Origin of the sequence: Bacillus sp. AR13-1, from assembly GCF_008042285.1 — a bacterium.
Taxonomy (GTDB): Bacteria; Bacillota; Bacilli; order Bacillales; family Bacillaceae_G; genus Bacillus_A; species Bacillus_A mycoides.
In genome coordinates this window covers 123,309-147,211 of the sequence record NZ_QNUA01000012.1, presented here as the reverse complement: position 1 = coordinate 147,211, position 23,903 = coordinate 123,309, and the positions used below count along the sequence as shown (strand labels likewise).

General features: G+C 33.0%; 36 protein-coding genes and 3 pseudogenes. 15 read left to right on the top strand and 24 right to left on the bottom strand.

Features of this window, described 5'->3' with window-relative positions:
* Positions 1-97 precede the first annotated feature (97 nt).
* From DN408_RS11445 to coaW, 5 genes are all read left to right on the top strand, one after another.
* Positions 98-400 (top strand): hypothetical protein, encoded by a 303-nt coding sequence (locus tag DN408_RS11445; RefSeq protein WP_000120186.1) that lies wholly within the window; start codon positions 98-100, stop codon positions 398-400.
* 179 nt (positions 401-579) lie between these two features.
* Positions 580-948: a hypothetical protein gene (locus DN408_RS11440; RefSeq protein ID WP_002127817.1), complete on the top strand. Its 369-nt coding sequence runs from the start codon at positions 580-582 to the stop codon at positions 946-948.
* Positions 949-1,124: 176 nt separating this feature from the next.
* Positions 1,125-2,324 carry an LL-diaminopimelate aminotransferase gene (locus tag DN408_RS11435; RefSeq protein ID WP_078179000.1) on the top strand — a complete coding sequence of 400 codons (1,200 nt, stop codon included), beginning with the start codon at positions 1,125-1,127 and terminating at the stop codon, positions 2,322-2,324.
* A 55-nt stretch (positions 2,325-2,379) separates the two neighbouring features.
* Positions 2,380-2,778, top strand: coding sequence for a 3-hydroxyacyl-ACP dehydratase FabZ family protein (locus DN408_RS11430; RefSeq protein WP_033729224.1), 399 nt, complete (start codon positions 2,380-2,382; stop codon positions 2,776-2,778).
* A 27-nt stretch (positions 2,779-2,805) separates the two neighbouring features.
* Complete coding sequence (gene coaW, locus DN408_RS11425; protein ID WP_002127820.1) at positions 2,806-3,627, top strand: type II pantothenate kinase; 822 nt, start codon at positions 2,806-2,808, stop codon at positions 3,625-3,627.
* A 15-nt stretch (positions 3,628-3,642) separates the two neighbouring features.
* On the opposite strand, the pseudogene DN408_RS11420 reads toward coaW, so the two are convergent.
* Positions 3,643-3,810, bottom strand: a pseudogene (locus DN408_RS11420) (2'-5' RNA ligase family protein); the annotation flags it as partial.
* Here DN408_RS11420 and DN408_RS31365 point away from each other — a divergent pair.
* A complete protein-coding gene (locus DN408_RS31365) occupies positions 3,785-3,928 on the top strand; it encodes a hypothetical protein (RefSeq protein WP_157354806.1) in 144 nt (47 codons plus the stop codon). The pseudogene DN408_RS11420 and the gene DN408_RS31365 sit on opposite strands and share 26 nt — an antisense overlap.
* A gap of 34 nt (positions 3,929-3,962) precedes the next feature.
* On the opposite strand, the gene DN408_RS11415 is transcribed toward DN408_RS31365, so the two are convergent.
* The 5 genes from DN408_RS11415 to DN408_RS11395 all read right to left on the bottom strand — a co-directional run bounded on the left by DN408_RS11415 (position 3,963) and on the right by DN408_RS11395 (position 7,155).
* Positions 3,963-4,442, bottom strand: a complete 480-nt coding sequence (locus tag DN408_RS11415) for a CcdC family protein (protein WP_078178999.1) — start codon at positions 4,440-4,442, stop codon at positions 3,963-3,965.
* A 32-nt stretch (positions 4,443-4,474) separates the two neighbouring features.
* Complete coding sequence (locus DN408_RS11410) at positions 4,475-5,146, bottom strand: DUF4052 family protein (RefSeq protein WP_179957891.1); 672 nt, start codon at positions 5,144-5,146, stop codon at positions 4,475-4,477.
* The gene (locus DN408_RS11405) at positions 5,143-6,015 is read right to left on the bottom strand and encodes an ATP-binding cassette domain-containing protein (protein ID WP_002127824.1); all 873 of its coding nucleotides are present in this window, start codon (positions 6,013-6,015) and stop codon (positions 5,143-5,145) included. The genes DN408_RS11410 and DN408_RS11405 overlap by 4 nt, the downstream gene beginning before the upstream one ends.
* Entirely contained in the window at positions 6,012-6,392 is a 381-nt protein-coding gene (locus tag DN408_RS11400; RefSeq protein WP_000805182.1) for a GntR family transcriptional regulator, read from the bottom strand. The genes DN408_RS11405 and DN408_RS11400 overlap by 4 nt, the downstream gene beginning before the upstream one ends.
* Before the next feature lie 169 nt (positions 6,393-6,561).
* Positions 6,562-7,155, bottom strand: a complete 594-nt coding sequence (locus tag DN408_RS11395; protein ID WP_078178997.1) for a DUF4825 domain-containing protein — start codon at positions 7,153-7,155, stop codon at positions 6,562-6,564.
* A gap of 441 nt (positions 7,156-7,596) precedes the next feature.
* On the opposite strand from DN408_RS11395, the gene DN408_RS11390 reads away from it, so the two are divergent.
* The 7 genes from DN408_RS11390 to DN408_RS11360 are packed head-to-tail and all read left to right on the top strand — an operon-like array spanning position 7,597 to position 8,753.
* A complete protein-coding gene (locus DN408_RS11390) occupies positions 7,597-7,737 on the top strand; it encodes a YrzI family small protein (protein ID WP_000156202.1) in 141 nt (46 codons plus the stop codon).
* Between the two features lie 27 nt (positions 7,738-7,764).
* Complete coding sequence (locus tag DN408_RS11385; protein ID WP_000142704.1) at positions 7,765-7,908, top strand: YrzI family small protein; 144 nt, start codon at positions 7,765-7,767, stop codon at positions 7,906-7,908.
* Positions 7,909-7,935: 27 nt separating this feature from the next.
* The gene (locus DN408_RS11380; protein ID WP_000668987.1) at positions 7,936-8,079 is read left to right on the top strand and encodes a YrzI family small protein; all 144 of its coding nucleotides are present in this window, start codon (positions 7,936-7,938) and stop codon (positions 8,077-8,079) included.
* 26 nt (positions 8,080-8,105) lie between these two features.
* Entirely contained in the window at positions 8,106-8,249 is a 144-nt protein-coding gene (locus DN408_RS11375; protein WP_000668953.1) for a YrzI family small protein, read from the top strand.
* Positions 8,250-8,275: 26 nt separating this feature from the next.
* Positions 8,276-8,419: a YrzI family small protein gene (locus DN408_RS11370; protein ID WP_002013394.1), complete on the top strand. Its 144-nt coding sequence runs from the start codon at positions 8,276-8,278 to the stop codon at positions 8,417-8,419.
* A gap of 25 nt (positions 8,420-8,444) precedes the next feature.
* The gene (locus DN408_RS11365; RefSeq protein ID WP_000672237.1) at positions 8,445-8,585 is read left to right on the top strand and encodes a YrzI family small protein; all 141 of its coding nucleotides are present in this window, start codon (positions 8,445-8,447) and stop codon (positions 8,583-8,585) included.
* Positions 8,586-8,612: 27 nt separating this feature from the next.
* Positions 8,613-8,753: a YrzI family small protein gene (locus tag DN408_RS11360; RefSeq protein WP_002065956.1), complete on the top strand. Its 141-nt coding sequence runs from the start codon at positions 8,613-8,615 to the stop codon at positions 8,751-8,753.
* A gap of 222 nt (positions 8,754-8,975) precedes the next feature.
* Here DN408_RS11360 and DN408_RS11355 read toward each other — a convergent pair whose 3' ends face one another.
* On the bottom strand, positions 8,976-10,061 hold the full coding sequence (locus tag DN408_RS11355) for an AI-2E family transporter (RefSeq protein WP_000837889.1): 1,086 nt from the start codon (positions 10,059-10,061) through the stop codon (positions 8,976-8,978).
* Positions 10,062-10,210: 149 nt separating this feature from the next.
* Between DN408_RS11355 and DN408_RS11350 the strand changes: the two genes are divergently transcribed.
* Entirely contained in the window at positions 10,211-11,032 is an 822-nt protein-coding gene (locus DN408_RS11350) for an HNH endonuclease (RefSeq protein ID WP_000189680.1), read from the top strand.
* Between the two features lie 228 nt (positions 11,033-11,260).
* Here DN408_RS11350 and DN408_RS31955 read toward each other — a convergent pair whose 3' ends face one another.
* The 17 genes and pseudogenes from DN408_RS31955 to DN408_RS11270 form a co-directional block, all read right to left on the bottom strand.
* The gene (locus DN408_RS31955) at positions 11,261-11,353 is read right to left on the bottom strand and encodes a putative holin-like toxin (RefSeq protein ID WP_001289318.1); all 93 of its coding nucleotides are present in this window, start codon (positions 11,351-11,353) and stop codon (positions 11,261-11,263) included.
* A 144-nt stretch (positions 11,354-11,497) separates the two neighbouring features.
* Positions 11,498-11,611 (bottom strand): annotated as a pseudogene (locus tag DN408_RS11345) (alkanesulfonate monooxygenase); the annotation flags it as partial.
* 217 nt (positions 11,612-11,828) lie between these two features.
* Positions 11,829-12,557, bottom strand: a complete 729-nt coding sequence (locus DN408_RS11340) for a hypothetical protein (protein WP_002127829.1) — start codon at positions 12,555-12,557, stop codon at positions 11,829-11,831.
* Positions 12,554-13,144, bottom strand: coding sequence for a TetR/AcrR family transcriptional regulator (locus DN408_RS11335; protein WP_002127831.1), 591 nt, complete (start codon positions 13,142-13,144; stop codon positions 12,554-12,556). The genes DN408_RS11340 and DN408_RS11335 overlap by 4 nt, the downstream gene beginning before the upstream one ends.
* A gap of 251 nt (positions 13,145-13,395) precedes the next feature.
* Complete coding sequence (locus tag DN408_RS11330) at positions 13,396-13,905, bottom strand: ribonuclease FAU-1 family protein (protein ID WP_078179065.1); 510 nt, start codon at positions 13,903-13,905, stop codon at positions 13,396-13,398.
* Positions 13,906-14,024: 119 nt separating this feature from the next.
* Positions 14,025-15,089: a hypothetical protein gene (locus DN408_RS11325; RefSeq protein WP_002142204.1), complete on the bottom strand. Its 1,065-nt coding sequence runs from the start codon at positions 15,087-15,089 to the stop codon at positions 14,025-14,027.
* Positions 15,090-15,101: 12 nt separating this feature from the next.
* Complete coding sequence (locus DN408_RS11320; RefSeq protein ID WP_002013416.1) at positions 15,102-15,575, bottom strand: tetratricopeptide repeat protein; 474 nt, start codon at positions 15,573-15,575, stop codon at positions 15,102-15,104.
* Positions 15,576-15,758: 183 nt separating this feature from the next.
* A complete protein-coding gene (locus tag DN408_RS11315; RefSeq protein WP_078179066.1) occupies positions 15,759-16,448 on the bottom strand; it encodes a phosphopantothenoylcysteine decarboxylase domain-containing protein in 690 nt (229 codons plus the stop codon).
* A 12-nt stretch (positions 16,449-16,460) separates the two neighbouring features.
* The gene (locus DN408_RS11310) at positions 16,461-17,261 is read right to left on the bottom strand and encodes an AAC(3) family N-acetyltransferase (protein WP_131243733.1); all 801 of its coding nucleotides are present in this window, start codon (positions 17,259-17,261) and stop codon (positions 16,461-16,463) included.
* Between the two features lie 248 nt (positions 17,262-17,509).
* Complete coding sequence (locus tag DN408_RS11305) at positions 17,510-17,911, bottom strand: GNAT family N-acetyltransferase (protein WP_002127840.1); 402 nt, start codon at positions 17,909-17,911, stop codon at positions 17,510-17,512.
* 61 nt (positions 17,912-17,972) lie between these two features.
* Positions 17,973-18,911 (bottom strand): DMT family transporter, encoded by a 939-nt coding sequence (locus tag DN408_RS11300; protein WP_002013410.1) that lies wholly within the window; start codon positions 18,909-18,911, stop codon positions 17,973-17,975.
* 72 nt (positions 18,912-18,983) lie between these two features.
* Positions 18,984-19,502, bottom strand: a pseudogene (locus tag DN408_RS11295) (DinB family protein).
* Between the two features lie 15 nt (positions 19,503-19,517).
* Entirely contained in the window at positions 19,518-20,018 is a 501-nt protein-coding gene (locus tag DN408_RS11290) for a GNAT family N-acetyltransferase (protein WP_002032747.1), read from the bottom strand.
* Between the two features lie 34 nt (positions 20,019-20,052).
* Positions 20,053-20,598 (bottom strand): GNAT family N-acetyltransferase, encoded by a 546-nt coding sequence (locus tag DN408_RS11285; protein ID WP_078179108.1) that lies wholly within the window; start codon positions 20,596-20,598, stop codon positions 20,053-20,055.
* A 15-nt stretch (positions 20,599-20,613) separates the two neighbouring features.
* Complete coding sequence (locus tag DN408_RS11280; protein ID WP_063225791.1) at positions 20,614-21,315, bottom strand: nucleotidyltransferase domain-containing protein; 702 nt, start codon at positions 21,313-21,315, stop codon at positions 20,614-20,616.
* A 16-nt stretch (positions 21,316-21,331) separates the two neighbouring features.
* Positions 21,332-22,015: a DNA alkylation repair protein gene (locus tag DN408_RS11275; protein WP_078179109.1), complete on the bottom strand. Its 684-nt coding sequence runs from the start codon at positions 22,013-22,015 to the stop codon at positions 21,332-21,334.
* 147 nt (positions 22,016-22,162) lie between these two features.
* Positions 22,163-22,819 (bottom strand): hypothetical protein, encoded by a 657-nt coding sequence (locus DN408_RS11270; RefSeq protein ID WP_078179110.1) that lies wholly within the window; start codon positions 22,817-22,819, stop codon positions 22,163-22,165.
* Positions 22,820-23,037: 218 nt separating this feature from the next.
* On the opposite strand from DN408_RS11270, the gene DN408_RS11265 reads away from it, so the two are divergent.
* A complete protein-coding gene (locus tag DN408_RS11265) occupies positions 23,038-23,865 on the top strand; it encodes a peptidoglycan-N-acetylglucosamine deacetylase (RefSeq protein ID WP_002127847.1) in 828 nt (275 codons plus the stop codon).
* Positions 23,866-23,903 lie beyond the last annotated feature (38 nt).

Genomic DNA, 23,903 nt, shown 5'->3' with positions numbered 1-23,903 from the left:
AATCTATTTTCTTTATGTAGTTCAAATATTTAAAGGAGTATCCCCTACTACTTTCGAATAAAATAAATTATAGATTTTTCAAAAAGGAGCTGTGGAAATGTCTTATGGCATCCAATTATTAATTATCCTTCTTTTTTCATTGGTCATGTTTGGCGTCCTTAATTTTTTAGCCATTTCCTTATCTCAAAATAACTTTAAAAGAAGGATTGTTGCAGGTTTCCTATTTTTATTGTTAACTCCCATTATCTTTTTGACTACTACAGCACTCACATCTATATTCGATAAAGGTGGTTTGGGAGTAGCTAACCTAGTCTTCGTTATTTTAAATGTATATATTGTAAATGGAATTGTCATTCTTCTTTCCGCTTCATTTATCCTCAAAAAACATAACATAAGATAGAGTACTAGGCATGAATCTAGCATTACACTAGATTCATGCCTTTTCATTTTAAAAATCTCATCTTTCTCCAAATTTTTATGTGAAATTTAAAAATTCTTTATGAAAATTTAAACTTTATTTTTTACAATATTCCTATCGTATTCGCACGTTTATAAAAACAAATAAGAAAGGAGTACACAATGAAAAAGTTTCTATTTATTTTCCCTATATTAATCGTTCTACTTAGTGGATGTAGCAATAATGATATATACGGCTCTTGGGAAGTCATTGATAATAAAAAAGGTGAATGCCCTGTATATTATAAATTTGAAACAGTTGTGAAAGAAGAAAAGAAAGAAAAGGTTGTTCACAATTTAGTGGAAATGCAAACAACAAATAAAAAAGAGGATTTATTTAAAGGATCGTTTGTTAAAAATTCTAACGTGTATCGTATTGATTATGGTAACTCGTTTACATCGGATCAATCTTTAAAAGTTGTCGATAATGAATTAAATGTATACTTTTTTACAACTGAAAACACATGTACATATAAAAAAACAAACAATTAATCTTCATTTATAACGTAGAAAATATTTTCTACGTTATTTTTATATTTCCCCTTATTATCCTCCCTCTAAATTTGTCAATCGTTTTAATTTTCATAAAAAAATGATAAAATGTAAACATGTGTTTTCAGAATAATTAAAAATACAGAAAGAAAACACTGTTTTTAGGAGGGGTTTTGATGACTTACACTTTAGCAACTAGAATGAAAGCATTCCAATCTTCTATATTTAGTGAATTAGGGGCCTATAAAAAAGAGAAAATTGCAGCAGGTCATAAAATGATCGATTTAAGTATCGGGAATCCTGATATGCCTCCTGCTGATTTTGTGAGAGAAGAAATGGTACATACAGCAAGTGCAAAAGAAAGTTACGGATATACATTATCTGGTATTCAAGAATTTCACGAAGCTGTAACTGAATATTACAACAACACTCATAACGTTATATTAAATGCTGAAAAAGAAGTTTTATTATTAATGGGTTCACAAGACGGACTCGTTCATTTACCTATGGTTTTTGCAAATCCGGGAGATATAATACTAGTTCCTGATCCAGGATATACAGCTTATGAAACAGGAATTCAAATGGCCGGTGCAACATCTTACTACATGCCATTAAAAACAGAAAATGATTTCTTACCTAACTTAGAAGTTATCCCTGAAGAAATCGCCAATAAAGCAAAGATGATGATTTTGAACTTCCCAGGAAATCCAGTTCCAGCAATGGCACATGAAGATTTCTTTAAAGATGTAATCGCATTCGCGAAAAAACATAATATTATCGTTGTCCATGATTTTGCTTATGCTGAATTTTATTTTGATGGTCAAAAGCCAATTAGCTTCTTATCTGTACCTGGTGCAAAAGAAGTTGGCGTTGAAATTAATTCTTTATCTAAAAGTTATAGTTTAGCTGGTAGCCGTATTGGTTATATGATTGGTAACGAAGAAATTGTCAGCGCGCTTACGCAATTTAAGTCTAATACAGATTACGGTGTGTTTTTACCAATTCAAAAAGCTGCATCCGCTGCATTACGACACGGCGCTGCATTTTGTGAAAAAAACCGTGGAATTTACCAAGAACGTAGAGATACTTTAGTGGACGGATTCCGCAAATTCGGTTGGAATGTCAATAAACCAGCTGGAAGTATGTTCGTTTGGGCTGAAATTCCGAAAGGATGGACTTCGCTAGAGTTCGCTTATGCACTTATGGATCGTGCAAATGTCGTTGTCACACCAGGCCATGCATTTGGTCCTCATGGCGAAGGTTTTGTACGTATTGCACTTGTTCAAGATAAAGTAGTATTACAAGAAGCAGTTGAAAACATTAAAAATAGCGGTATTTTCTCTATTGAAAAAATAGAAGAATTAGTTAAGAATTAATAATAACTCCCCTGCTTAACTTTAGCAGGGGTATTATTATTCCTGGAGGTACGATATGAATATTAAAGATACTCTTCCCCATCGCTATCCATTTTTAATGATTGATAAAATTACAAACGTTAAAGAATCTCAATCAGCTATAGGATACAAACTGATCACAAATAACGAGTGGTTTATTAATGAAAATCAAAACTATATGCCTCATATGCTAATTGTAGAAGCACTGGCTCAACTTAGTGCTTTTGTAAGTACAGGTGAATCTGAAGGACTTGGTTTCCTCTCCTCTTTAGATGGGGTGGAATTTCATGAAAATGCGTATCCCGGTGATAAACTTGACTTACATTATGAATTAACACGTAACAGACGAGGTTTTGTTCTTGGGAAAGGAATTGCCTCTGTAAACGGTCAATCAATCGTTACCATTGAAAAGCTATTAATATATCAAGCTGATTAAACAGATTACATAGTAAGGGGTAGGGAAATGCGGAATGTTGTTGGTATTGATGCTGGGGGAACATTAACAAAAATTGCTTACTTTAACGAAATGAACAAATTAGTTTTTGAAAAATTTTATTCATATGAACATGAAAGAATTAAAGAATGGCTTCATAATAATAATTCAATTACACAATTATGCATTACAGGTGGTAAAGCTACACAGTTAGAACAACTCCTTTCAAGTTCATATAAAATAGTAGAATTAAACGAGTTTGAAGCTACTTTAGCAGGAGTACGATACATACTAAAAGAAGAAAAACGTGCTATAAACAGCTTTGTATTAACAAATATCGGTACAGGTACTTCCATTCACTATGTTCACGACAAGCAATATGTTCGCGCTGGTGGAACTGGAGTTGGCGGTGGTACTATTATGGGTCTTTCAAAACTATTAACAAATATAGATCATTTTGAAGACGTGATTCCGCTTACGAAAATTGGTTCAAGAAACAGTCTAGATATTACAGTTGGAGATATTTATGGCGGGATTCTCTCCCCTCTTGATAATAACTTAACTGCTAGCAATTTCGGAAAAGCGACCATTACAGACTCAAATTATAGTAGTTCAGATATACTAGCTACCGTTCAAGGACTTGTCGGTGAAGTCGTCACAGCATTAAGTCTTCAATTCGCCGAAGCAAAAAATATTGACCATATCATTTACATCGGTTCTACTCTATGTAATAACGTACATCTTCAAAATATTATTAGTAGCTATACAGAATATCAAAACAAAATACCAGTCTTTTTACAAGACGGCGGTTATAGTGGTGCAATTGGTGCTTTACTTCATAGTTCGAAATAAAAAAGCTGACTTTTGTCAGCTTTTTTGCAATGGTACTTCAAATTCAATAATTGATTCTCCATTCTCACCAATTCGTTCCACACTAATTCTATCAATTACACAATTTAACTTCTCATGAAAACTAGGAATATCCTTCGCTATTTCAGTTGCTAACTCTGTGCTATGTTTTCTCCCAACTGTTACAGGAGCGACACCTCAAACAGAGCAATTTAAACGTGCAGTAAATGCTCGTATGAGGGCATTTGAAATAGGTTCTGTTAAAGATGTTTCGAAACTTGTATTACAAGCAAATAGCCCATAAAAATAAAAACTTCTCAAATGAGAAGTTTTTATTTTTATATCACATGATTACTATTCCCGCGCCAAACTTTCCTGAATTTTATATAACAAGCAATTCTCCACGGAATAATATAAGACACCGCAACGACGTAAAATAATAAACCAATTATTTGCGGATCTAAGCCAACGATATATTGTCTTGAACTATATCTTAAAATAACAATTCCGATAAAAGTAATTAAAAAGGCAGCACTTTTTTTCGTATAAATGTTTCCGTCTTCTCTTCGCTCATAGTTTGTTAGAAATATAAGTGGGATTGCGAAAATCACCCCAATGGATGCTGCTATAGTCACTTGTAATATAGCTGGATATACTGGACCAAAAAACAATAAAATACCCGGTGTTAAAAATAGTAATGGCCACAAAATACGTTTTCCCGTTCCCTTTATCGGCTTATACATAGAACGATATCGTCGCCAAAAAATTAGCAGTGCCACGCATAAAAAAACGGTTATTAGTGAAGAAGTATCTCCCATACAGTCTTCCTTCTCTCTTAAAGTATTTGTGCTTAAATCGTATCCTCAAAAGAAACTTTACGAATAAATAGAGCGCTAATTATAAAGTATATAAAAATAAGTACTATCGAAATTGATATAAAATTGGGTATATCAAGTAACGATTTACTATCAATAAATACCAATTCTTTCAAACCTACCTTACCATAAATTGTACTCGTCAACCCCAAGAAAAAAATCACACTAAAAGCAAAGCCTATCCAATTAAATCTTTTCTGAAAAATAGTTGTTAATTGAAATAAGCTAGCTAATAATAGATAGAACACGAACTGTGCAAAGAATTGTTCGATTGTATGTGCTCCTAAATTTATATGTTTCGTTTCATAAAATGTACCTTGTAAAAGCAAAACTTGTAGAAATGAAAAAATTACTGATTGTAATATGATAAAACATACTGAACCAATAAAGAATTGTAATCTAGTAACGCCAAATGAGACAACTGTACGAAATATGTCATCTTGAACAAGAAAAACACTTGCCACAATAAATATTGCAATTGCAATAGATGAATTATTGAAGATATCATGTAAAAATGCTACCTTTAGTCCCTTTATATCAGTTGCAGTTGTTGTCCATTTTATAAGTAATGCCACACACCAAAAGATAAGAATAGCCTTATAATGAAATTTCATATGTAACTTTAATTGTTTTAAAAGCATTTTCATTTCACCTCATTATCTGTTAGATAAATAAATAGTTTTTGCAGTGTTACTCTGTCTATTTCTAACCCTTCAGTTTCTATTAGCTCATAATCTCTAGCAGAAAGATCTCCCCATATCGCAGAAATCTCTTTATTCCCATACAACTCTTGTTTTACAACATTTTTCCCCATTAAAAAATTTGTCACTTTATCTTTATGTCCTGATATTATGTGTCCTTTTTCTAAAAAATCTTCCACAGAGGATTGAACAGCTAATGATCCTTCTTTTAATATGATTACATTTTCTATAACATGGGACACTTCCTCAACTAAATGTGTTGATAAGATGATTGTTCGTGGATATTCACTATAATCTTCCAATAGTAATTCGTAAAACAACTCTCGATGTGCTGCATCTAAACCGGTAGTCGGCTCATCAAAAATAGTAATTGGTGCTCTACTAGCTAAACCTTTAATAATACCAACAATTGTTTGCATACCATGGGATAAATCATAATACTTTTCTTTTGCATTCAATTGAAATTTTTTAATAAGTTCCTCAGCATATTCTTGATCCCAATTTTCATAAAACATGTTACACAAATAAAAAACATCTTTTACCTTACTACTTAAATTAATGTTTTCTTTCACCTTTACGAAACAAATATTTCGCATCGCTTTACTATTTTCAAATACATTTTCACCAAATACAGATACGCTTCCACTACTTGAAATAATCTGACCTGCGAGTATGTTTAATAAAGTTGTTTTCCCCGCTCCGTTTCTTCCAAGCAAACCATATATTTTATGCTCTTCCAATGAAATAGTTACTTCGTTAACAGCTAATTTCTTTTTATATTTTTTAGACAAGTTTTTCGTTTCAAGTGCAATCATCCCTCTTTCCCCTCCTTCGTAATTTTGTGTATCATGTCCATCAATTCGTCTTTTGATATTTCTAGTACTTTTGCTTCTTCCCACACTTTAGGTAAATACTCGGTCATAAAAGTATTTTGTCTTTTTTTTAGTACGACTTCTTTTGCTCCCTTTGTAACAAACATCCCGATCCCTCTCTTTTTATATAAAATCCCCTCATCTACTAGTAGATTTACTCCTTTTGCAGCTGTAGCCGGATTAATTTGTAACATCTTCGCAAATTGATTTGTCGACGGAACTTGTTCTTCTTCAAGTAATATGTCTTTTAAAATATCAGATTCAATTGTTTCTGCAATTTGTATGTATATTAACTTATTTTGTTCTAGAGTAGGTTTCACGATTTCACCACCTTAGGTTCATAGGTTCATTACTTATGTAATTAACCATAGCACAACGTTATATTTTTTTCCATAATTTTCATCAAAAAAAGAATCATTCAATACTGAATGACTCCCTTAAAAAAATGTCCGTATTTTCAATCATAAAATAACCACATCTTCCTCCATATCACTTAGATTTCCGCACAGGATGTTCATTAAAAAATTGCTTTCGAAAATCTTTATTATTAACTAGCTTTTCTATTTTTTCTTGATTACCGTAAAAGAAATTCATTACGATTCCCTTATTCCATATAAGATCATCCTTTGGCAAATCATTAAATTCTTTATACAGTATGGGTAAAAGTTCTTCTCTTTTTAATGCAAAACTTTGATTTTCAATCTGAAACTCATACCCTTTCGCATTCGGTACTAAAACTGCAAGATAAATAGCATTAAAGAGAAAGTTCTTTTTCATCGTATCCTTTTCGTCAAACCAATACGTCTCAATGATATCTTCTGTTAAGTTACCGTTCTTTTTCTCACCGTATTTCACCGCGATCTTCTCATTTTTCAAATTTATACTTTGAACTTTTTCACCACCAGGTAAGTTTGTAACAATCGCAAACACATCGGAATTATTTCCAACGTATGTCCCCATATATTTTTTAAAAGCCCCAGGTTCAATATGTGATATTTCTTTTATTTGCTCCCCATTAGAACAAGCAGTAACAACTAATAAAATTGTTAGCATAACACCTGCTATTCTATTCATATACTTCATTAGACACCCCCACGTTCTATTTATTATCCAATCCATACAATGTATCCTTTAAAAAGCCCTTTTAAATATACGCATTTTAATCAAAATTAAAAATTTTCACTTTTTACGTTTACAATTATCCATTAATTGTATATAATTACTAACGTAAGAAAAATATTCTAAAAGGAGGTCGAAGGAAATGATGAAATTACAATTACATGCTTTAACTTTAGCGTTAACTGCACCTGTGTTTTTCGGACAATTAAATATGAATTCGACCACCCTAACGGAGAATTGAAAATCGTACTTTATTTCTATTAATTCATAAATTCGCCACAGGAGGTCGTATACTTTCCTGTGGCTTTTTCACGCCCAGCCATAGGAAAACGATATCTTCCTGTGGCTTTTTCGTGCGATTTTTTAGTCTCATACATTATTTTTTAAAGAAAGGAGCAACATTCGATGACTATTAGCGTATTGTTTTTAAGTATTACGATTCAAAGAAATACACTTTCCAAAGCTGAAATTCTTCATAATGAGCAAATTACAAAAGCTATGAATGATGTTAAGGAGCGCCAAGTGCTTTATTGCGATCACCTGTAATTCCTTTTCGAAAGGAGGAATTCGTCCATGACTTTTCATATTTTCTTTTTTACGACAGCACTTCAGAAAAAAACGTTATCTGAAGCTGAAATCTTTCGTAAACAACAATTAAAACAAACTATGGATAAAATAACGGACATTAAAAGTTCGTATTATACACAAATGTATTAAAATTTTTTTTAAAGGGGCAATATCCTAATGAAATTCAAAGCTTTCTTTTTAACTATCACCATTCAAAAACGTAAATCTTCAAAAGCTGAAATCTTACGTGAACAACAAATTAAAATTATTATGGACGAAGTAAAAGAGCGTCAGTCCTCTTATTACAATCGCCTTTACTAAATAAATTATAAAGGGGTAATTTCCTAATGAAATTTAAGGCTTTCTTTTTAACGATTACCATTCAAAAACACAAACTTTCAAAAGATGAAATTTCTCGTGAACAACAAATAAAAAACATTATGGATGATGTGAAAGAGCGCCAGTCCTCTTATTACAATCGTCTTTACTAAATAAATTATAAAGGGGTAATTTCCTAATGAAATTTAAAGCTTTCTTTTTAACGATTACCATTCAAAAGCGTAAACTTTCAAAAGATGAAATTTCTCGTGAACAACAAATTAAAAATATTATGGATGATGTGAAAGAGCGTCAGTCCTCTTATTACAATCGTCTTTACTAAATAAATTATAAAGGGGTAATATCCAATGAAATTCAGAGTATTATTTTTAACAATTACCATTCAAAAAAACAAACTGTCTGAGTCTGATATGCTTCATGACCGACAAATTGAGCAGGCTATGTACAACGTAAAAGAACGACAAAGTCATTATTGTAGTCACCTGTAATTCCTATTCGAAAGGAGGAATTCATGTATGAAGTTTCACCTTTTCTTTTTAACCATTACGATTCAAAAAGAAACTATATCTGCAAATGAAGTAAAACAAGAGGAACAGTATAAAAAGATTATAGATGAAATTCGTGATCGTAGAAGCAAGTACTACACTCACCTATAATTGTTTGAACTTATATTAGAAATGAAAGGAGTCGATTATGATGTTAATAACGCGGTGTAAAGAAATGATTTGGATAGTTCAGAGGGATTCCACATAGTTCATTTAACAAAAATTCACCGCCTGATTTGATGTGTAAAAAATATACAATAATAAGTATTTCATACACTAAAAAATAAAAGATACACCCCTTTTTATTAAGCGGTGTATCTTTCTCAACATATTCTATTTCCGTTTACTTCGTTTCGTCTTAAACAATCTCACTAAGTTCGAAACAACTGTTTTTGTTACCGCATAAGCTGGTACTGCTAAAATCATTCCGATAATTCCCGCGAAATTACCTACCCCTAAAATAAGGATGATAATTGTCAACGGATGGATATTTAATTTTGAACTCATAATACGCGGTGAAATGATGTTACTTTCAAACTGTTGTACGATTGTTACTATAATAATTACGTACAGAGCTTGCATCGGAGATACGAACAGACCTATAATGACAGCTGGTGCTGCTCCGATAAATGGACCTAAGTTCGGAATTATATTTGTAAATGCTGCGATAATTCCTAAAACGAAAGCATACGGTAAACCGATGATTAAATAACCAGTAAATGTAAAGGCACCAATAAACATACAAACGAGCGCTTGACCTTGAATATATGCAGATAATGTTTCGTTCGTTTCCTTTATGATACGAAGTCCTTCTTCACGGTAAGACTCTGGTAATACACTAACAGCTTTTCCTGGAAATGCATGTCCATCTTTAAACATATAAAATAAAATGAACGGTACTGTAAAGATAACTAACGCCACGTTCGTGATAATACCAAATAAAGCCGTTGCACTCGACGTAAGTGTGTTTGGTATTTCCTTTAAGTATTCAATTGCATTTTTCTCAATTGTCTCAATGGAAACGTAGTTTTGTGTAGATAGCCATTCAAATAATCTATGATGGGATAGATCTTGTATGTATACTTTTCCCTCTTTTATGTAAGTCGGCATATTTTTTACTAAATCCATTAACTGTTGTGAGATGGTTGGAACAACTACTCCAATAGCAACTCCAGTTAATGTGATGATAAAAAGATACAGTAGTAAAATCGCTAAACCTCTAGGTACTTTTTTATTCTCCAAAAAGACTAACAATGGGTTAAATATGAAGTATAAAAATAACGCGATTAAAATTGGGAAAAATAATGTTGATATGAAGATACCAATCGGTTGAAATAGAAACGATATTTTTGTGCAAATAAATATAATTCCTACAACCATCAGCACTTCTAATGTCCAAAAGTGCACTTTCGATTTCAAAAAAACGTCCTCCTTTAAACTAGCACTTCTCTCCATTGTACCAAATTAAACTTAGATTTCACATAATATTTTCCTTTACAATATTCCAAAATCCCATTAAATACACTACAATGAGATTACAGACAAATTTGCAGGTAAAGGTGATAAATATGACACAATGCATCATTTGCAGAAAAGATACGAAAGAACTTAGTGAACAATATGTCATTCCAGAGATATTATGTGGATATTATTTCATAAATTCAATTTGTGATTCATGTCATGAACATATGACAACAAATATTGATCGTCCTTTAATTAGACATAAATTAAGTCAATATAAGATTGAGCAAATGAAAAAACAAATCGATTCCCCTCTCTATACGAATGAACATGGTGAGGAGCTAGCAGCCGCTGAGACAGATGTAGTCGAAGTAAGTGATGAGATACTTTATTCCAATGCATTAATTATGAAACTATGTAAAAAGCACGATATTTCATTACATAATGAAATTTGGAAAGAAGAGCGCGTAACAAAAGTAGCTAGTTCTATTCAACGTGAATTGCTTTTAGATAACCGTAAATATAAAATGAGTGTATTAAAAATGGCTTATACTTTTGCTGTACAAACAATTGATGGCTACTTTGACGATCCAGATGCGATTGATATTTCTACCATTCTATTAAATGCCGATTTCATGGAATTAAAGGAAAAGAGTATCGTTCGTGACTTAAGCAAAAGCTCTTTATGGAATACATTAAATACAACGAGCGAAAACCATTACTTTATTTTACTTAGTGATAAAGACGGTCTATTCTGCTTCATTCGCCTATTTGATATTTTTGATGTTGTTGTTCATTTATCAGAAAAAAGATACAATCTTCCATCACCAATTGTCGGCGTAAATAATGTAGACAAAAAAGGATTTTTTGTGGAAAGTTTAAAACAGTATATGGATGGGCTATTTAAAGAAACTACACGTTCTATTTAATCCATATAGGAACATACGGTCTCCTTTCTTCATGAAAAGACACTGTGTTATAATGAGTGTGAAAAGAACAATACAATCACATAAAACAATTAAAACCTGTATATAAATAAAAAAGACTAGTGTGCGGCTACACACTAGTCCACGTAACTTAGCAGATTGGATTGTTCATTTATCCTATTTGTTTCGTACAAACACAACAACCCACTTTCTATAGGCATAGGTGGGTTGTTATTTTTTGAGCTTGTCAATTAAGACGACAATAAACGTTAACAATGCAATGAGAAACAGTCCACCTTGCAATAACAACGCAATTTCACTCACTTATTATCACCCCCCTCCTACTTTGGAGAAGTGATAATTGAACAACCAACCGTACCATAAGTTACCTCTTAATTTTATCATATTTATTAATTGTTTACGATGAAAACCCGCAAGCTTAAAAACTTGCGGGTTTTTTATTTCTCACTATTTTTTTAAAGCATATGCATCAGCTATCATTTCACCAACGATTTTATTTTCTTGTTGCTTCTCGTCTTTTAATAAAGGGAATAACAGTTCTGCCACTTCTTCCCCCTCCTTGAACTGATTCATATAAATGAATGGATTCGGTTTTTCCAATCAGCGATACGTTATAGAATTAACTACATATTATAAAAACATTTCCTATAAGTTAACTAGTCTTTATTTAAAGACACATATGATTCGTTTGAACATCGTTACTGTATGTTTGAAATACAGTTCGATTTATATTCATAAAAATTGTATATTTCTTTATTTGAAAGGTATTTTTCACTTACTATTTTTTATGGTCCTTAATCCGCTGTAACCAATAAGAAAACTCACATGCTAAATGCATTTGATGTGATTTAATAAGACTATTAGGACAAAGTGCTGGGAACTCAACAACTAGACTTACTTCTATCCCAGTATCAATATCTTTAAATTGATGCCGAACTCCACCAATAATAGTACCATCTTTCATACGTGCAACACCTGTTGATTGGTATTGGTAAGACTTATCTCTAGGTGTTTTCAATCCCGTTTCGTCACCAAAAACAATGAAAAATTGAACTGGGAACGGAGAATTACCTGTAGTTTCGATAACCTCTAATTCATTTTCCCCAAAGGGGCTTAGTACATAGTGATCAGGACAAGCCGATAAATTCACTTGATTATTTTCACGTGATTGTTCAAGCATAAAACTATCAATTCCATTTATAGCTTCTTCTGCTGTAATCCCATCTAAATAGATGCTTGTTTTTGAAAATTTTCGTCTATCACCAGATAAAACAGTACAGATACGCATACCTATTCCACTTAATCTAAGTTTTGATTTCAGTTTATCATACATTTCATTATATGAATATTTCAACTTTACTTCCGTTAGCTTTTTTATCATGACGTCTGTATCATTTATTTCAGGCCCTTTATGTCCTAATGTATTTAATGCTTTTTTAATACGTTCTCTTTTCCATTTTGTAAGTTGCTCTTGTGAAATATTGTTTCCATCGATAATAATCTTCATATACATTCACCTTCTTTTTGATCGTATCGTAGTGTAGTTAATACTAAATTAACCATTTCTTGCTTCGTATCTAGATTCAACTTTACTTCTGAATGAGCAATACTGCTAAGACCGTATAAAATAAATCCAGAAGCTAATGAGGAGTTGTCAGTATAAAAAATCCCCGTTTTCACTCCTTCTTCAATTACTTGTCGAATTAATGGTTGAATTCGTGTGAATAATTTCTGTTCCAGTTGAAAATGTTGTTCCGTCTGAAACGAACTCACATTTTTATAGGGTGCTAATTTTTCAATAAATGTCCAAAATATATCTAGAGAATCTTTCATCTTCTGCATTACAGACCGTTCATTTGAAATAAGTATTTCTTCAATTAACTCCATATTTTTCACAATGAAGCTATTTAAAGTCTCATCAACAAAATCTTCTTTAGATTTAAAGTAATAGTAAAACAACCCTGTTGCTACACCAGCCCGACTAACAACATCTTTTATGCTAAATCCTCCCATACCATTTTTCATATATAGTTCAAAACCAATATCCATTAACTCTTGGCGTCTTATATCGGGTTCTTTTGATATTCTTTTCATACGTCATCTCCTACTATGTTTTTTACCACGACTGAATCTGATTCAATCATAAACGACTGAACTTGATTCAGTCAATCTTATTTGATAAATTTAAAAATCAATTTAGAAACTAAGCAACAAAATTCCTACAAAAAAAGAGTAATCCCAAGAAATATGCTTCTAACCTTAGATTTATCAAAAAAGTTAGATCATATAACTTGAGACTACTCATTTTCATTAAACACGTATTCTCTTTTCAAATCGATTAAACTTTATTTTAGCCGCACCATTTCTGTCTCTACAATCATTTGAGGAAGCGACTTTTGAATTATTTCCTTTAATACATAAAGAGCTTCATCCACATAGCCACCTTCAAAACTCTCTAAGGGCTCAGGTAACTCATCCTCATCTAAAATAAAACATTCTCCACTTGGCATTACCATAATATCAATAATTAAGTCTTCAAATGACACTAGTTCGTCTGTTATTTGCGTATTTTTTACAACATTAAAATAAGCGCCTAAATACATTCCGTTCTTATCTCTCCATATGTATAAATTGTACGGACGATTTTCCCAGTAGTATGCAATTGTGTAACTTCCTTTTGGGATTGTTAAACTCGAATCATTTGTATTCATCGTAAATGAATACTGAACCTCATAAAATAACAAGATACTTTGCGATTTCTTTTCAAGTATTAAGCAATTGTGATCTACTATTGTCGAGTCATATCGGATTTTCCTTTCTATAATTTCACTTTTAGGTGTTCGTAATTTATTCATTTTTTTGTTTCCCCTTATGCTATTTCTAGTCTTAATTATATCCGTTTATATAGCGATAAAGAAGTGTACGGTCTACAATTACACAATAAAACTCCTTCTTATTTAGAAGGAGTTTTTCACTATCCACCATTCATATGTTTTAACCTTTCAGTAACCGCATCATAAAATTTTCGTTTCTCATCAACATTTAAGTGAACACGACTTACTGTTTTAGTAAATCCATACAACAACTGCACTTTCACTGGCTCTTTTAGCGTTATTTCAAAAGTAGCAGGTTCTTTTATGAACTCCATAACAGTTGCATCCAGCACCTCTTTTTCTTCTTTTGCTGTTAGGGATTCCCCCTTGTAGAATGCAATATTATCAATTTGTGTAAATGGCAATACAACTTTCTTTCCTAATCCAATTTGAATGATAACTTGTTCTTCTGTTACGACAATTGGATTTTTACGCATCGCTTGTATTTCAGCTAAAAAATAAATCATCGCATATACGTTTAGTATGAGTAAAATCCAAGCTATTACTGGATTCCATTGATGAAGTAAATAGTGAAAACCGATACTTTCAATTACTGTTGCGTGAATAATCATAATATAAACACCTATAGCGCCGGTCTTTTTGTGATAGGAATATGTGCATTCACCATCTGGTACTTTTTCACGCCACGATAAAAATGCATAATAGATTAATTTACACTCAGTAAGAATGATACTTACAGCCTTACTTCTTTTCATAGTAGCATCAAACGCTGCATCAATCGCATAAGAAAATGAAGAATACTCACTTCTATATTCTTTATATCGTTTTATTATTTTAGGAAGTACTCTTATAATTTTATATATAAGAAACAGTTCAAAACATACGAACACAATTTCTCCAGCAACTATTACATACGAAACAAATGAAAAAGCTTGTAAATAATCACTAGGAATTATAAATCTTGCGAATACATATCCAGCTATAACTACAGGAAACATATACGTTAACGAATATCTTTTCCGTATAATAAAGAAATATGTGATGACTGGAATTACAAACATAAAATCTAATAATGAACCGAGGACTACTTCTTTCGGGGCAGCTGGCACTATTGGCAGGGCATACAATAAATAGTTTGATAACATAATTAAAGATACGAGTCCAATCCAAATGCCTTTTTTCCTTCTTGAAATTGATGGATTCATTCCTTCTCTCCTCTATTCAAAAACCTCATTTAAATGGTCTTTATAAAATGAAATAGCACGTTCAAATTCTTTTATCTCATCTACTTTCACAACTGTCTCTAACAGTAATTTCATCGCTTCTTCATGTTCGTTTACGTTATATTTTGCTAATGATAAAAACACTTTCATCACGTCATTTTCCGGGAACTTCTTTATCCCTGCTTCTAATAAAGTAATCGCTTTATCATATTCCCCTATACAACGATACGTACTGCCAAGACCGATATACGCACCGCAAAGGGATTCACCATCAAGTCCGTTCGCAATTGCCTGTTCATAATACGGAACCGCCTCCGTTTCAAGACCCATTACATCATGTATCCAAGCACATTGATATAGTACTTCTGCATCCCTCGTAAAGTTTGTTAATCCTATAAGTATCTCTCTAGACTGCGCATATTTCTTTTCATTTCTAAGTTTAATAGCTTGCTTTAATAAATGTTCCATACAATCCACTCCTCACAAAATGTTCATTATGCATATATCATGTATTACACATTTACGAGCAGCTAATGGCCTATTTATTCCATTGACTCAATTTAATAATTAGTGAGGGCTAAGTTCCCCCACTAATTTAATATTAACTCCATTACATACTATGCGACTGCATCTCTTTCTAAAAGCTTAAATTTACATCGCAGTGATACGATTACATAAATGCTCTAACATATTGACAATTTCTTTTGCAGTTTCATCTTTCCCATTACATAACTTCACATTACCGTCTTGTCCAATAACGTGATGCACAGCACCGCGAGAATATAAAGAATGCGGTGAGTTTGCTACCATTACACTTGCTTTTGCATCTTCCATTCTTTTACTTGCTCTTTCAATAAGTTCTGCTTCATTTACGTCACTTTCAAGTTTAAAGCCAACGAGTATCGTTTCTGGATCCCAACTCTTTATTTGTTTTAATACTTTTGGCGCTTTTTGAAAATGAATAATTGGAGCGATGTCACTTGAAATCTTTCCGTTCATATTAAGAACATTTCCATCTGAATCACAAATCTTTTCGACAACCCAATCTGAGCCAGCAGCAGCCATAATAACTGCATCTACTTTTTCATGTGTAATAATACTTTTCATCTTATCTTGTAAATCAATAATCCCCTCAAATGGGTGCAATTCTAATTGGTTATTTACATCCATTGGCTTCTCAGCGAAATAGCCATGCAAATATATTACATGTGCGCCCTTTGTCATTAGCTCTTCCGCAATAATTCTTCCAATCGTACCTTTTGCTAAATTTGTATGTCCACGTACTTGATCCCATTTTTCTAGGCAGCCGCCGCTCGTAATTAATACTTTTTTCTCCTGCATAATAACCATCCCTTACTGATTTTTCGCACGAAACCACTCTGTTCCAAAGTCAACTGCATCACGCTGCCTCATAAAACGGCACGTCGCATTCCCTATCTTCCCACGCGTAACTGTTCCTTTAAGCTCATATTCAACTCCGATTTCTACAAACGTATCAGAATCGTAATCCATTTCAACGAATTCTTTCCATACTCTTACACCTTCTTCTATAATAGGTGCTCCTACCTTTATTAACTCGCGTGCACCTGTACGTACCTCAGATAAATGTATAGACGTATTAGAGTCATAACCAACACCAAGTAATAATATGTATCCATCTAAATCGTATATTTTTCGTAATGGCGATTCTTCACCAAAACTTATGGAAAGTGAATGATTCGCTGTAATTTCTTCTGCGTGTTGCCCCCATGCTGCAAAACTACTGAGTGGATGATTACTGCGCAATACATTCGGATATGTACGAAAACATTCAACTACTTCTCCCATTGCCCTTGTTGGTGTTATACGTGGATCAAATGCTGGGACGTTATCCCGAATAATTTGCCACCATTCTTCTGGTACAGGTGGTCTTGACCAATGTTTTGGATCGGATAAATCCGAAGATTGCGTCGGCATAATTATCGTTCCTTCTTCTGTAACAACTTTCATTAACGCTTCTACTACGGCAACTGCACCGCCTGATATCCAACCGATTGAACTTAATGAAGAATGTACAATAACTGTTATTCCCTTTTCTATCCCTAATGCTTTTAAATCATTTGTAATTGTTTCGATTGTATTTGGAAATTGTGTATTCGCCACTATGTCATTCATTTTCACGATTGTTCCCCCATTTTGCTTTAAACTAATACATACATATATTATCATATTTTTCTTAATTTTTAACTTAATCATTCCAATTACTATACCTCTGTCGTTTTTATCATATCGGAAACAGTTAAATTATTGTATATTAATTTAAAATAAATATAGAAAGGTAAACACAATCAAAAACTTTCAATCTAGCAATCTTAATTTATACTAATATGAAATAGCCCATCACAAATGATGAGCTATTTATTTTATTCATTCTCTAAATAACAATAAAACCTCTCTACCCCCAGATATTTCTCTCCCAAGCTTTCAATCTTAAAGTTACATTTCTTGTAAAATCCGACTGCCTCTGTATCTGTCTCAGCCTCAATATATGTTAACTCATATTCCCTAATTATTTCTTTAATCATTTGAAGTGCAATTCCTTGATTGCGATATTTTTCATCAACAGCTATGTGACACATTCTCGCTCTATTTGTATGAATTAGCGCTATACCTATGCAACCCTTATTCCCATATTTATATAGCACTGCCTGATCATTTTTATACATTGAAACTGCTTTAAATAAGCTTGCTTCACTCGGACCGGTCGCATGCTTTAATACTTTTTTAATGGGATCTATTTCTAAATGCTCAACACGTTGTAACATCCTATCTCCATCCTTTCTCATGAAAAAAGATTAGCTCTTTATTGAAAAAGAGCTAATCTTTTTATGCCGTTATTTTCTCTTCTTTTTTCACAACTACAGCTACATAACTATGAAGTATCATTCCGACAATTACAAGACTCATTCCAACCCACGATAAAGAAGACGGAATTGGAGCCGATAACCAGAGCAGCTCTCCTACTAATGCAAATAAAACTTCACCAGACTGTGTCGCCTCGACTGTTGCTAATTTTTGCGGATCATCTTTTACAAGATCTGTCGCAAAGAAGAATAATACCGTTGCGATTAACCCTGAACTAACTGCTACAATAAAACATTGGAAAACTTGACTACTTGACGGTAGTCCGCCTGTTGATACTTCATAACCAGATAGTAAAAACCAAAATGGTAAACTTGCTAATGTCATACCGAGAACTCGTTGGAAAACATCTAATTCGCCCTTACATACTTGCATCATTTTTCTATTTCCAAGTGGATATGCAAACGCAGCAATGAGTACAGGAACCACACATAAAATGGTTTCACGAATCCCTAAAGAAGAAGCGTGTTCTACTTGCATAAGAACAACACCGAATAAAATAATGCCTGACATTACTAATTCTTTCATTGGAAGTTTTTTATGTAATGGGTCTACCGCAAAAAATGGTGTTAACAAAATCCCTGCAACTATTGTAATTTGCCAAGTCGAAGCGACAAGCCACCCCGGTCCAAACGCACCCGCGAAACTAAGCGGTGCATAAAAGAGACCAAACCCTACAATACTCCATAACAACCACTCTTTCGGATTGTTTTTCATATATTGCAAGAGTTGTTTTAAATTCCCTCTATACATGACAATAAGTAGTAGCATTGGAACCATAAAGTAATACCGTAGTGATGCACTCCAAATCCAACTCCCGCCCCCTAAGTCCATCGACCGGTTTAACACAAAGGTAAAGGCAAAGAAAAACGATGCCAATATCCCTACTGCAATAGCTTTCATTATAAAACCCCTTATATAGTTTCTTTTTCTACTATATAACAAAATGAATATAATTAATATTCAAAAATTTAATCATACATGCGGTCTACTTCTATATAACTTTCGTAATCGACTAATATGAGCTTGATGGTACCGATTATGATCGGCTATATGCCATATTCCCCACCTTATAGTCGCATTTTCTCCCTTTTCATAAAAAACTTCTCGTGTTAAATCATTTTCTGTTAGTTTCATACATTCCTCATAAAACATATGTTGCACAGCTTCATAATCTTGCATTAATTCTTGTAATTTTTACTTTCTTAAACTAGGCAATTTTCCCATTTCATTCAACATTGGTCCATATTTATTTTCAAGTGCAGGCGGAACTCCCTCTCCTTTTAAACGGTACACCCAGTGTAAATCGACTACTGCTAAATGCTGAAGTAGCTGTCCAATGTTATTTTCATTATTTTCAGACCCTTTATAGGATAGTTCGTTCTTTTCAATACCTTCGACTAACCTTTGCAATCGTTTAAATGTATCAGTAACCGTTGCATACAAAATTGCCACGTTGGGGTTCATATCTTTTTCTAAATGGAGATCTTTCATGATAATATCCTTCCTTTAAAGAAACAACACCATATTTTCATCATCACTATACACACCATTCACCTTTATAGCTCTTTTTTCAATTCCATACGTTTTAAAGCCCATTGATTCATACAATTTTTTTGCTGGTTCGTTTGTAGATACAACACCTAATGTCAATTGCTCTAGTTTTATATCTCGCGCTCTTTGAATGGCATTTGTTATTAACTCACGTGCCAATCCGTTCCGCCTGTTTTGTGCATCTACATACATCGCAACGATATGACCTTTATGTTTATACGCCTCTCTCTCTTCTGTTAGTAAAGTGACAACTCCAACTAAATGATTTTCTTCATTAAATGCACCAAATGTACAACTAGTAGTAGCTGTTAAATTACTTTCCACTCGCTTAATAGGATTTTCCTGGCGAATCGCCTCTTCATAAGTTGTTACAAATGCCTCTGGATTTACTTGTAAAGCTTGTAAACGTAAGTCCCAATATTTTTCCGCATCTTCTTTCGTAAGTAATCTAATCATTTTCCCCATCCCCCTTTTAGTTTACATAACATTTTTATAGACTATTAAATAAAGATTGATATTCTTCTTTTAACATACTATAACGATAGCGATGAATGAACTTCCCTTTACGTAACCGATCATTTCTCATTATTCCTTCACAAACAAATCCTGCTTTTTCATAACTCTTTCTAGCTTGTAAATTATCTTCGTCTACTCGTAGCCATATTTTTTCTAATTCGAATACAGAAAAGCCAATTTGTAACATACTGTATAGGGCCGCCATTCCATATCCTTTACCCCAATATTCTTTATTTCCAATTGCAATCCCTAGTTCAGCATTTTTATTTGTATTATCAAAGTTTTTTAGGTCTACCCATCCAATGTGTATACCTTCCTTTGTAACGATAGCTCGTTGTTCATAACCATTCTTTCGACTTATGCATGCTTCAATCCATCTTCTCGTATCGCCACGAGTGAACGGTGGATATTGATCTGGTACAACTAAATGTTTTGTTGCTTCTGTATCTAATGACCATTGATATCGATCTTCTACATCGTCTTGTGTCAATTCTCTTAATTGAACGAATGGTACATTCATTTTGCTATCCCCTTTTCATTTCCCTATAGAAAATCCTTCGAACATTCTTCCTCCGTATTGATCTAGCGTGTTTTCTACAAAAGTAATTAATTCATTTTTCTCCTCTGTTTTATAAAAATGATCAAAAGCCGCTACAAAATGTTCTGCATATTGCTCGTCATACCTTCTTAACACCCTAATAAACCATTTTGAATTTCCAAGCCATTGACCATTTACTCTTAAAACATATTCATGTACTAAATCAGCTAATAAATTGGCGATGAACAATTCTTCTTCTCTCTTTGTTGCACCAATGAAGTCATCCAAAGTATCCGTAATAAAATAACGCTTCTGCTTCATCGTTTCTTCTGTCCATTTTTTTGGTCCTTTATTTAATAAATCATTCGCTTCTCTTTTAAGTATCTCTACAATTTCATCTTTTCCTTTTAGCACAATCCCTTCTGAAACTAATTGAGGTAATGAAGGTCTCCCGCGCTCACAATCACTTTTAAAAAAGGTTTTATACGTTTCAAAATTATGTACGAATACTTCAACAGGCCAGCCATTACTATAGAAAGATTCTCTATAACAAGATGACAAACTTTGGTCAAATATTACAATATCAAGGTCAGATGTTTTTGTAGCCTCTCCTCTAGCAACACTTCCCCCTAGTAAAGCAACATCACAATTCGAAAATTGTGATGTAATTATGCTTTGTGCCGCTTCCATTGGTTTCATAACCGTTCCCCTTTTCTTATTTCACTTTCTTTTTTTCAGCTCTTTCTCTCGCTTTTTTTATATACGGTTCTGCGTCTGGTGTTTTGCATGACGTTGCACCATGATCAACTTCTACTTTTCCAATTTCACGTGCAATTTCAATTGCTTGTTGCTCTAAAGCTTCATTTCGAATCCCTATCGCGATTAAAGCACTATTCATCGCTTCTTTTTTTCTATTTTTTTCATTATGTATATTTGCTTTAATTTCTTCTAGATACGGAGTGAAGAATTCATCATGTAACGTTTTATTTTTAATCGCTATATTTGCTAATAAAGACCAACCTGCTCTTCCAATCCATTCATCATCAGACTTCGTCCATTCTTCCATTCTTTCTATCGCGATTGGTGACGTACATATAGCTGTCATAAGAACGTCCATTAAACAATAGTAATCAACATCCTGAACCCATCTATTTAGTTGTTCTGACGTTAGTTTCTTCGGATCTAAAATCATCGTTGCTAAAGTCATTGCATCCATATTTTTCGTTTCCCATAATGAGATTGCTAAATCATGATCCTTTTTTATCCTCTTTTTCAACAATTTTAAATTTGCAAAACTAACTCCAAATAACGGCTCTTTTGCCCCATGATTTTTAAAGATTTTACGGTTTTGTTCTGTTCCATATTCTTCTAATTTCTGCATTACTTCTTCAAGTAACATATGCCCACCTCTTTTATGTTTTATGTTCACTTCATATATGTATGTACGATATATTCTACATTATTTTTTGGTTTTCCTATATTTATTTTTTAAATACGGTATGTGAAATTTTATTGATGTTCTTTAAAATAAAAAACATCCTCTTCCTTATTTTTCACACGGTTGTTCATTCACACTCTGTATACAATACTCCACAAGCGCATTCAACGGATTTATTATGTTCCTTCCTATTATATTTTCTACCCTTGTAGTAGCGTCTACCATAGATAATTGTGCAACTAAAAACATTTCATTTCTATCTTTCATAATTTCATATAAATACTTTTCTAATTTAGCATCATGCTCTTCTTTACGCCCTTGCATAATTAACTCAAATATCCCTTCTATCACTTCTACTTTTACTTGTATGGATTTATTATTCTGCTGAGCGTATAGTCTTAAACGTTCCATCGTTCCTGAAACAGTACGGTTATTTGTAAATAGTATTGTCTGTGGCTCTTCAACCTGACAAATCATTTCAAAAAATGGCTCATCAATTTTCAATATAGGTATGTCTATTTTGAAATTCTCATCTAATAACGTGATATAATCTGTACAAGTTATTAAAATTGTATCTACATCACTTTCAGCTATATACTTTATAATATCTTTTAAATTATTTCGTGCTTGTTCTCGTTCTATTTTTAGTCTGTGTGATAAGATTGGATCTACAAAATGGAGTATTTCTATTTCAAAAAATTGCAACACTCGGTCAATGTATTCAATATTTGAATGATGAGCATGTAAACAAGCTAATTTTTTCATACTTATCCTCCCTTTCTAAAACAAAAAACGTGAATGAACCATTTTACATGCAGTTCCATTCATTTAATTCTTGTTTCATTTTTTCAAACCTGCAAAATAGTGAAATCTTACATACTTTTTAACAAACTTTTTTGCGCTTGTAAAAAAGTTTTTTTGCATTTCCCCCTCTAAAATTGCTAATATAGTAGAGTAGAACTTTTATAGAGAGTAGGAAAATTATGCACAATGGAATTCGGATGACAACTTTAGTGAAAAGGGCTCTGTTGATTTGCGCTGGGGTATTATTTACATACGAAGCTGCTTACGGATCAACACATATCGCTCTAGCAAGTACAGAGGATGAAGCGAAATCTGTTCAACTTGTAAGTGAAATTCAAACGTCCCTTGCTCCGAAAGAAGCTCCAAAGCACTATAACGGGCAAGTTAGAAAAGTCGCTTACTTAACATTTGACGATGGTCCTGGAAAATACACAGCTGAGCTTTTAGATATGTTAAAGAGTGAAAATGCAAAAGCAACATTCTTCCTAATTGGTTCAAACGTAAAAGCTTTCCCTGATCTTGTAAAACGTGAAGATGCTGAAGGCCACTATGTTGGGATGCACAGTATGACTCATAACTACAAGAAACTTTACACAGAAGGTCATTACGTTGATGAAATGAAAGAAGACCAAGGCTTAATCGCTGGCGTTCTAGGAAAATCTCCAGTATTAACTCGTCCATCTTACGGCTCAATGCCAGGGTTAAATGAAGCTCTTCGCAACAAAGTTGTTGAAAATGGTTTAAAAGTTTGGGATTGGACAATTGATTCATTAGACTGGAAATACAACAAAATGCAAGTAGACGCTGCATCTGCTAAAATCGTAGAAAACGTTCTACATGGTGCTACAAACCCAACAGAAGTTATTCTAATGCATGATATTCATCCACAATCAGTCAAAGCAGTACCTGGTATTATTAAAGGGCTGAAAGAAAGAGGATATGAATTAGAAGCCTATAATGAGAACGAACACTTCCCATTAAACTTCTGGCATGATAATCGTATGTAATAAAAAGACTTGATTCCCTCTTGTAGGTTATCAAGTCT

Coding starts and splice junctions, on each gene's coding strand:
- DN408_RS11445 (WP_000120186.1), top strand. CDS start 98: ATGTCTTATGGCATCCAATTATTAATTATCCTTCTTTTTTCATTGGTC.
- DN408_RS11440 (WP_002127817.1), top strand. CDS start 580: ATGAAAAAGTTTCTATTTATTTTCCCTATATTAATCGTTCTACTTAGT.
- DN408_RS11435 (WP_078179000.1), top strand. CDS start 1,125: ATGACTTACACTTTAGCAACTAGAATGAAAGCATTCCAATCTTCTATA.
- DN408_RS11430 (WP_033729224.1), top strand. CDS start 2,380: ATGAATATTAAAGATACTCTTCCCCATCGCTATCCATTTTTAATGATT.
- coaW (WP_002127820.1), top strand. CDS start 2,806: ATGCGGAATGTTGTTGGTATTGATGCTGGGGGAACATTAACAAAAATT.
- DN408_RS11415 (WP_078178999.1), bottom strand. CDS start 4,442: ATGGGAGATACTTCTTCACTAATAACCGTTTTTTTATGCGTGGCACTG.
- DN408_RS11410 (WP_179957891.1), bottom strand. CDS start 5,146: ATGAAAATGCTTTTAAAACAATTAAAGTTACATATGAAATTTCATTAT.
- DN408_RS11405 (WP_002127824.1), bottom strand. CDS start 6,015: ATGATTGCACTTGAAACGAAAAACTTGTCTAAAAAATATAAAAAGAAA.
- DN408_RS11395 (WP_078178997.1), bottom strand. CDS start 7,155: ATGAAGTATATGAATAGAATAGCAGGTGTTATGCTAACAATTTTATTA.
- DN408_RS11390 (WP_000156202.1), top strand. CDS start 7,597: ATGACTATTAGCGTATTGTTTTTAAGTATTACGATTCAAAGAAATACA.
- DN408_RS11385 (WP_000142704.1), top strand. CDS start 7,765: ATGACTTTTCATATTTTCTTTTTTACGACAGCACTTCAGAAAAAAACG.
- DN408_RS11380 (WP_000668987.1), top strand. CDS start 7,936: ATGAAATTCAAAGCTTTCTTTTTAACTATCACCATTCAAAAACGTAAA.
- DN408_RS11375 (WP_000668953.1), top strand. CDS start 8,106: ATGAAATTTAAGGCTTTCTTTTTAACGATTACCATTCAAAAACACAAA.
- DN408_RS11370 (WP_002013394.1), top strand. CDS start 8,276: ATGAAATTTAAAGCTTTCTTTTTAACGATTACCATTCAAAAGCGTAAA.
- DN408_RS11365 (WP_000672237.1), top strand. CDS start 8,445: ATGAAATTCAGAGTATTATTTTTAACAATTACCATTCAAAAAAACAAA.
- DN408_RS11360 (WP_002065956.1), top strand. CDS start 8,613: ATGAAGTTTCACCTTTTCTTTTTAACCATTACGATTCAAAAAGAAACT.
- DN408_RS11350 (WP_000189680.1), top strand. CDS start 10,211: ATGACACAATGCATCATTTGCAGAAAAGATACGAAAGAACTTAGTGAA.
- DN408_RS11340 (WP_002127829.1), bottom strand. CDS start 12,557: ATGAAGATTATTATCGATGGAAACAATATTTCACAAGAGCAACTTACA.
- DN408_RS11335 (WP_002127831.1), bottom strand. CDS start 13,144: ATGAAAAGAATATCAAAAGAACCCGATATAAGACGCCAAGAGTTAATG.
- DN408_RS11330 (WP_078179065.1), bottom strand. CDS start 13,905: ATGAATAAATTACGAACACCTAAAAGTGAAATTATAGAAAGGAAAATC.
- DN408_RS11325 (WP_002142204.1), bottom strand. CDS start 15,089: ATGAATCCATCAATTTCAAGAAGGAAAAAAGGCATTTGGATTGGACTC.
- DN408_RS11320 (WP_002013416.1), bottom strand. CDS start 15,575: ATGGAACATTTATTAAAGCAAGCTATTAAACTTAGAAATGAAAAGAAA.
- DN408_RS11315 (WP_078179066.1), bottom strand. CDS start 16,448: ATGCAGGAGAAAAAAGTATTAATTACGAGCGGCGGCTGCCTAGAAAAA.
- DN408_RS11310 (WP_131243733.1), bottom strand. CDS start 17,261: ATGAATGACATAGTGGCGAATACACAATTTCCAAATACAATCGAAACA.
- DN408_RS11305 (WP_002127840.1), bottom strand. CDS start 17,911: ATGTTACAACGTGTTGAGCATTTAGAAATAGATCCCATTAAAAAAGTA.
- DN408_RS11300 (WP_002013410.1), bottom strand. CDS start 18,911: ATGAAAGCTATTGCAGTAGGGATATTGGCATCGTTTTTCTTTGCCTTT.
- DN408_RS11290 (WP_002032747.1), bottom strand. CDS start 20,018: ATGATTAGATTACTTACGAAAGAAGATGCGGAAAAATATTGGGACTTA.
- DN408_RS11285 (WP_078179108.1), bottom strand. CDS start 20,598: ATGAATGTACCATTCGTTCAATTAAGAGAATTGACACAAGACGATGTA.
- DN408_RS11280 (WP_063225791.1), bottom strand. CDS start 21,315: ATGAAACCAATGGAAGCGGCACAAAGCATAATTACATCACAATTTTCG.
- DN408_RS11275 (WP_078179109.1), bottom strand. CDS start 22,015: ATGTTACTTGAAGAAGTAATGCAGAAATTAGAAGAATATGGAACAGAA.
- DN408_RS11270 (WP_078179110.1), bottom strand. CDS start 22,819: ATGAAAAAATTAGCTTGTTTACATGCTCATCATTCAAATATTGAATAC.
- DN408_RS11265 (WP_002127847.1), top strand. CDS start 23,038: ATGCACAATGGAATTCGGATGACAACTTTAGTGAAAAGGGCTCTGTTG.